The sequence below is a fragment of the Streptomyces sp. NPDC051555 genome, assembly GCF_044454405.1.
In the GTDB taxonomy this organism is placed as follows: Bacteria; Actinomycetota; Actinomycetes; order Streptomycetales; family Streptomycetaceae; genus Streptomyces.
Map to the genome: position 1 here is coordinate 1 of NZ_JBITDP010000075.1, position 5,925 is coordinate 5,925.

Annotated in this window: 7 protein-coding genes and 3 pseudogenes; 5 read left to right on the top strand and 5 right to left on the bottom strand. The window is 63.9% G+C overall.

The window, feature by feature from the left end:
* Positions 1 to 483: transposase family protein (locus ACIBEA_RS43955; RefSeq protein ID WP_399270102.1), on the top strand; the 483-nt coding region annotated here is incomplete at its 5' end.
* 3 nt (positions 484 to 486) lie between these two features.
* Positions 487 to 648: pseudogene (locus ACIBEA_RS43960) on the top strand (IS5/IS1182 family transposase); the annotation flags it as partial.
* A gap of 182 nt (positions 649 to 830) precedes the next feature.
* On the opposite strand, the gene ACIBEA_RS43965 reads toward ACIBEA_RS43960, so the two are convergent.
* Positions 831 to 1,208, bottom strand: a complete 378-nt coding sequence (locus ACIBEA_RS43965; RefSeq protein WP_399270103.1) for a hypothetical protein — start codon at positions 1,206 to 1,208, stop codon at positions 831 to 833.
* A gap of 78 nt (positions 1,209 to 1,286) precedes the next feature.
* On the opposite strand from ACIBEA_RS43965, the gene ACIBEA_RS43970 reads away from it, so the two are divergent.
* Together ACIBEA_RS43970 and ACIBEA_RS43975 are read left to right on the top strand one after the other, a co-directional pair.
* Positions 1,287 to 2,054, top strand: a complete 768-nt coding sequence (locus tag ACIBEA_RS43970) for a transposase (RefSeq protein WP_399270104.1) — start codon at positions 1,287 to 1,289, stop codon at positions 2,052 to 2,054.
* A gap of 138 nt (positions 2,055 to 2,192) precedes the next feature.
* On the top strand, positions 2,193 to 2,645 hold the full coding sequence (locus ACIBEA_RS43975; protein ID WP_399270105.1) for a hypothetical protein: 453 nt from the start codon (positions 2,193 to 2,195) through the stop codon (positions 2,643 to 2,645).
* Positions 2,646 to 2,745: 100 nt separating this feature from the next.
* Here ACIBEA_RS43975 and ACIBEA_RS43980 read toward each other — a convergent pair whose 3' ends face one another.
* Together ACIBEA_RS43980 and ACIBEA_RS43985 are read right to left on the bottom strand one after the other, a co-directional pair.
* On the bottom strand, positions 2,746 to 2,958 hold the full coding sequence (locus tag ACIBEA_RS43980; protein ID WP_399270106.1) for a hypothetical protein: 213 nt from the start codon (positions 2,956 to 2,958) through the stop codon (positions 2,746 to 2,748).
* Between the two features lie 40 nt (positions 2,959 to 2,998).
* Positions 2,999 to 3,319: pseudogene (locus ACIBEA_RS43985) on the bottom strand (transposase); the annotation flags it as partial.
* A 137-nt stretch (positions 3,320 to 3,456) separates the two neighbouring features.
* Here ACIBEA_RS43985 and ACIBEA_RS43990 point away from each other — a divergent pair.
* Positions 3,457 to 4,206, top strand: coding sequence for a transposase family protein (locus ACIBEA_RS43990; protein ID WP_399270107.1), 750 nt, complete (start codon positions 3,457 to 3,459; stop codon positions 4,204 to 4,206).
* Positions 4,207 to 4,256: 50 nt separating this feature from the next.
* On the opposite strand, the pseudogene ACIBEA_RS43995 reads toward ACIBEA_RS43990, so the two are convergent.
* A pseudogene (locus tag ACIBEA_RS43995) lies at positions 4,257 to 4,781 on the bottom strand (transposase); the annotation flags it as partial.
* 44 nt (positions 4,782 to 4,825) lie between these two features.
* Entirely contained in the window at positions 4,826 to 5,515 is a 690-nt protein-coding gene (locus ACIBEA_RS44000; protein ID WP_399270108.1) for a recombinase family protein, read from the bottom strand.
* Positions 5,516 to 5,925: the final 410 nt, after the last annotated feature.

Consider the following 5,925-nt stretch of genomic DNA (forward strand, 5'->3'; position numbering starts at 1 on the left):
GACGAGGCCCCAGCCTCAGGCGCTATGGCTATGTTCTCGCTGGTCACAGGTGCAATCCTCCATGATCGGAGTTACACCGTTCCTTTTACAGGCCCTGAGGGCGTGAACCTGCCAGTCATCACAGGAGACGACGGGAAGCTGCTCTGGATCTCACCCGCCCTGCCCGGCGGCACCCACGATCTGAGGGCAGCCCGCGATCGCGACATCATCGGCGCCTGCACGCGGCTGGACCTCGAAGTCCTGGCAGACAAGGGATACCAAGGAGCCAGCGGAACCGTCATCACCCCGATCAAGCACCGCGCGAACACCGAACTGCCCGGCAAGCACAAGATATCGAACAAGGTCCACGCCGCTCTGCGCGCTCCCGTCGAGCGAACCATCGCCCGGATTAAAGGGTGGAGAATCCTCCGCCACACCCGCATGAGCCCGAACAGGCTCACGTCAGCCGCAGCAGCCATCCCCACCCTCACGATCTACACATGAAAAAGGCTCCAGGAATTCAACCGCGACTACACCCACCTACGGGCTCCCGACGAACGCGCCCTCGCCCAACTGAAGTCCTGGCACATCCTCCGCAGGGCACGATGCTCCATCGACCGCATCGGAACCATGAAGAATGCCCTCCCCCTCCACATCCGCCTGATCTGCGGAAACCCACAACGTAAGAGGTTCACTCAAATGCCAGAACGATGCGCGCATGCAAAGAATAAGCTTCGACTCGCCTCATAGCGCAGACAAATGGGCAAGTCGGTCCGATGGCGACCCTTTCGCTTGCTAAGGGCTGTCCCGTAACTGCGGGAGCGTGAGTCACGGACCCGGCTTCGCGGAGGTCAGAGGAAGAGAAGTTCGACGTCCTTCGCCACGCAGAGCCGCAGAACGACCGTCAGCTGTTGGGCCGCATCGATGTGTGCCCGAGGAACGTCGGCCTCGTTCAGCCACTGCTCGACGATCGCCTCCAGCCGGGGCAGGAGCGCGGCGCACTCGATCGGCGATAGCTCGCCTCCGCCGTCATCCGGGCGATCGAGGAGCGGTTCGAGCGAGGTGGAGACGTCACTCCACGGGCGCTCTCCGCCGAAGCCCCACATCCCGGAGAGAGTGAAGCCTTCGGCTCGCGCCAGCTGTCGCCGGAACGCGGCGAAGCCGCTGTAGGACCAGGCGACGTCGGGGCCGCTGGTGTCTCCGTCTCCCGGGAACAGAGTCAGCCCCATGTCGTTCTCCCTCTTTACCGTCGAATAGGCAAAGGATCAGTCGAAACCAGCGGCATCTGCAACTGAGATGATCCAGCAGTGGCTGGTGTGATCACGGCGTCGGAGCCCTCCTGGATAGCCCCGTTCACCGGGCTGAGCCCGCGCGCCTTCGGGAAGCTGGTGACCGTGCTGCGGCGCGAGGGTGCGGCCGCGGTCCGCAAGGGCCAGCCGTGGAGCCTTCCGCTGGAGGACCGGGCACTACTGGTCGCGGCATACTGGCGAACAAACTTGACGATGCGCCAGCTCGCACCGCTCTTCGGGGTCTCGAAGTCCGCCGCGGACCGCATCATCGACCACCTCGGACCCATGCTCGCTCTTCAGCCCCGCAAACGGTTCGCCAAGGACACCGTGCTGATCGTGGACGGCACTCTCGTGCCCACCCGCGACCACGCCATCGCCGCACAGTCGAAGAACTACCGGTACTCCACCAACCACCAGGTCGTCATCGACGCCGACACCCGCCTGGTCGTTGCGGTCGGCCGCCCCCTGCCCGGAAACCGCAACGACTGCAAGGCGTGGGAGGAATCCGGCGCCAAGGCCGCCGTCGGCAAGACCACCACGATCGCCGACGGCGGCTATCCCGGCACCGGACTCGTCATGCCTCACCGCAGGAGCAAGGGCGAAGACCTGCCCGGCTGGAAGGAAGCCCACAACAAGTCCCACAAGCAGGTCCGTGCCCGCGTCGAGCACGTCTTCGCCCGGATGAAGAGCTGGAAGATCCTCCGCGACTGCCGACTCAAAGGCGACGGAATCCACCACGCCATGCTCGGCGTCGCGCGCCTGCACAACCTCGCCCTCGCCGGATAGACGGACGGCCGACAAGGAATAGGCGTGTCAGGCCGACCCGCAGATCATTTACGGGACAGCCCTTAGAGCACAAACATGGAGAGATGCCCACAGGTGGCGGATTTTGCTATTTACGACACTCGACGAGGAGACGACGCCATGGGAAATCCTGTAGTTCGTAATGGAGATCAGATCACTGCACCTGCTCCCGCGCCTGCGGTTTGGCTGACCCCTGTTGTCGTCACTCTCGGTGGCACTGGGGGATTCTCTGTGGGAGGTAAAGTTGTTTGCATCCCGAAGGATGTTGAAGATATTACGCCAGAAGTAACAGCATCGTATAACGCGCCAGCGCTTGGGTCGGGAACTCCAGTTCCTGGGACTGGGAAGATTAAGTTCACGCTCGCGGTTGGCCACAAGGCAAGTATGACGAAAACCAAGGGAGAGCCTGTAGTAGTCAACGATGGTGCATCGTTGACGTATCGATTCACTCCAGAGACCCCAGCACAGGTAATTCCTCCAACGGGACCCACAGCGGTAGACAAGACACCGTTCTATGATGGAACGGCGACGTTCCTATTGACGCCCATGCCCAAGCTTGTTACTGCTGGCTGAAACTCGATGACCGTCCGACGGCGGGACGATCTGAAGTTGCTGATCACTTAATTCTTCGAGGACTCCGACGGCACTTATTGAGGCGGAACTATTTAATTGCCTATTCGAGGGTGTAGCGGACGTGGCGGGCGTGGTAGTAGCCGCGGATGATGTGGGGCTGCTGGCGGCGGCGGTGGAGGAGGAGGAGGAGGAGGAAGCGGCGAGTTTCGCGGGCGAGGTCGTCGGCTGAGCGGGTGCGGGCGGCGTGGACGTGTCGTTTGACGTCGGCGTTGAGGATCTCGTCGTGGTTGAGTTCCGGGCTGTATCCGGGCATCGGGTGTGTCCAATCAACGGCTGATCTTGGTTGTTGAGGTTCAGTGGCTGGTGGTGGGGGTGAGGCGGCCTTCGAAGGCGATCTGGAAGGCGTTCAGGGGTGCTTTCCAGCGCATCGTCCAGCGGCGTCGGCCCTTGCCTGTCGGGTCCAGCGACATGACCGCCATGTAGACGCACTTCAGCGCGGCATTCTCGGACGGGAAGTGGCCGCGGGCCCGCACGGCCTTGCGGATGCGGGCGTTCACGGTCTCAATTGCGTTCGTCGAGCAGATCACCTTGCGGATCTCGACGTCGAAGGAGAGGAAGGGCACCATTTCGGCCCAGGCGTCGGACCACATCTTGATCACGGCCGGATACTTGGAAGGTTATTCAGAACGCTGAGGCGATCTTGTCGGTGTGATCGCTGGACGCGAGATCGGTCCCCTCGGCGTAGCGTGCGAATTGTCGATACCGGCACGAGCGCGCGGGGGGACCGATGCGCTTCCACCGTACAACTGGCTTGAGCCCGCATCAGCTTGATGTTCTGATCTCGCTTGTCGAGCGGAAGATCCCCGGCTGGGTCAAGCCGACCGGTCGTCCGCACGCGCTGCCGTTATGGAGAGCGGTGGTGGTGCTCTGCTTCCTCCTGCGTCACAACAACGCGCAGGCCGCGGCCGCCGAGCTGTTCGAGATCTACCAGCCGACCGTCTCCTGGTACGGAACCCGGCTGCGGCCCATCGTCCGTGATGCGCTCAAGATGCTGGACTTCGGCCTGGCCCGACTGCCCGGGAGCGAGCCGGTCCTCGTCGACGGCTTCCTCGCGAAGTCCTGGGACTGGAAGGCCGCGGAGCGGCTGTTCTCCAAGAAACACCAGGCCAGCGGACACAACATCCAGGTCGTTGCGAACACCCGGGGCCGGCTCCAGGCCGTCGACACTCCGCTGCCCGGCGCCCGCCACGACGCGTCCGCCTGCAGGGCCTCGGGTATCGCGGACAAGATCCGCCGACATCCCAGGCTCGGCGACAAGGGCTACCAGGGCCTGGACCTGCTCACCCCCTACAAGAAGCCGCCCGGCCGCAAGCTGACCAACGCGGAGAAGGACTGCAACCGCGCACACTCTGCGATCCGCTCCGCCGTCGAGCGCTGCATCGGTCACCTGGAGAACTGGAAGATCCTCGGAGAGCGGTACCGCGGACCGCTCAGCGTCTTCCCTGAGGTACTGGAGACCGTCACCCAACTCGAGCCCCTCCGCGCCTGGAAGCCTGCATGATCAAGACCAACCAGCTCATGATCAAGACCGTTCTGAACTACCTTCCCGGTGCCCCACTTCTCGGAGAACTCCAGGAAGCGTTCGGTCGCGGCGGCCTCGCTCGGCGCCGTGTAGACAGGGCGGAGATCCTTGGCGACCTTGTCCCAGTCCTGGCGGGCGACGTAGCGGATGCTGTTGCGGATCAAGTGAACGATGCAGGTCTGAACGACAGTTCGGGGCCAGACCGTCTCGACCGCATCCGGCAGGCCCTTCAGGCCGTCGCAGACGAGCATCAGGACGTCCTCGACGCCGCGGTTGCGGAGCTCGGTGAAGACCTGGAGCCAGTGCTTGGCGCCCTCACCACCGTCGCCCGCCCAGATCCCAAGGATCTCGCGGGTGCCCTCAACGGTCACGGCCATGGCGAGGCAGATGGGGCGGTTGGCGACCTGGCCGTCGCGGATCTTCACGTTGATGGCGTCCACGAAGACCACCGGATAGACGCGGTCGAGCGGACGCGACTGCCATTCGGCCATGCCCTCCATCACCTTGTCCGTGATCGTGGTGATGGTCTGCTTGGACACGCTCGCCCCGTAGACGGGGTGCCGGTAAGAACCGTGTCACCAGCCGCAAACGGCAGTGATCAGTGCCTGGGCTGGGCCGGTCGCGGCAGCTCGGCCGTGATAGTCGCCTCGGTGAGCGCCTGGCGGCCGCTCTTCAGCTCGGGCACGTAGTTGTAGATGGTGTTGCGGGAAACTCCGAGCAGCTTCGCGATCGAGGTCACGGTGTTCTCGGGACGGGTGAGCAGGTCGCGGGCGTGACGTACCTGCTCGGGTGTCATGGCCGGCGGCCGTCCGAGGCGGGCGCCGCGGGCACGGGCGGCGTCGAGGCCCTCATGGGTGCCCTGCACGATGAGTTCGCGGATGAACTCCGCGAGAGCGGCGAAGACGTGGAAGACCAGGCGCCCGCCCGGGGTGGTGGTGTCGAGTGCCTCGTGGAGCGAGGTGAAGCCGATACCGCGCTTGCGTAGGCCGGACACGATGGCGATGAGGTCTTGGATGGAGCGGCCGAGCCGGTCGAGCGACGGAACGACGAGAGTGTCGCCGGGCCGCAGGTAATCGAGGGCTTTCGAGAGTTCTTCGCGCTCGGCGTTCTTGCCGGACTTCTTGTCCGAGAAGATCCGGCCGCATCCCGCATCGGTGAGCGCGTGGATCTGGCGGTCGAGCAGCTGGCCCTTGGTGGACACACGTGCGTATCCCACAAGATCGCCGGTCCGCACGGCCGGAACGGGGGCGAGGAGATCGGCGGTGTCGTCGTCCGAAGGCTGCTGCACCCCCAGATCGTACATAAAGCGGTGCCCCTCAGGTTCTTGAGCAAATCGACTTTCTGACACCGTTTTATGGGCATGATACGGCGCCGATCGGGCCGAGTGCAGCCGCTTACCGATCTTGCTCATCAATCGGTCGATAGATCAGCAAGACGTCCGCGCTCTTCGTGACATCCGGCGAAGACTCCCACATGCTCATCAGCCGCGCTCTGAGCAAGACTGGAGCGGCTACCGGGCGCAGCCGTATTGTGATCACACGAGTCGGTCGGCGTGTTACCGGCCGCATGGGAATGTGGGCTGCCCTCGCTGGTGGTCCCTTTAAGAGCGTGGTGATGAACCGTGCTATAGCTCGATGAGCTGCGGTTTTCCGGTTGGGTAGGTGTGGTTGCGGCTGGGTCGGGGCAGCCAGCGGACGG